This is a genomic window from Terrabacter sp. 2RAF25 (assembly GCF_052115265.1).
GTDB lineage: Bacteria > Actinomycetota > Actinomycetes > Actinomycetales > Dermatophilaceae > Terrabacter.
Genome location: NZ_JBFRGJ010000038.1, coordinates 1 through 539 on the forward strand (window position 1 = coordinate 1; position 539 = coordinate 539).

A 539-nucleotide genomic window follows, 5' to 3' on the forward strand; every position below is an offset into this window, starting at 1 on the left:
GCCGCCCCTCCGGCCGCGACGGAAACCCCCGAGGCGGCCGAGCGCCCGGCCGATCCCGCCGCCGACACGGATGCGGGGCAGGAGGCCCCCGCCGCTGCGCCCCCGGGTTCCAGCCGGCCGCCGACGCACGAGGACGGGCAAAGCTCGGGCAGCCGCAGCGGCGCACTGGACCCGGCGCGCTTCCTGCGCACGACCTCGGCCAACGTGCAGGAGATCGGGTCCAACAACTGGACCATCGCGCCCTCGCGCACCGAAACGGGGCGGCCGATCCTGGCCAACGACCCGCACCGCGCGCATGGCGTGCCCTCGCTGCGCTATGTCGTGCACCTGAACTCGCCCGGCATGTCGGTCATCGGGGCGGGCGAACCCGCCCTGCCCGGCATTTCGATCGGCCACAACGGCAAGATCGCCTATGGCCTGACGATCTTCGCCGTCGATCAGGAAGACCTGTATGTCTACGAGCTGAACCCCGAGAACCCCGACCAGTACCGCTATAATGGCGAGTGGGTGGACATGGTGGTGATCGAGGACAGCATCAA

The 539-nt window shown here is 70.3% G+C and carries 1 protein-coding gene; it reads left to right on the forward strand.

Annotated features, from left to right (window positions below):
* The coding region (locus AB4091_RS21840; protein ID WP_442295011.1) for a penicillin acylase family protein at positions 1–539 on the forward strand (539 nt) is incomplete at both ends.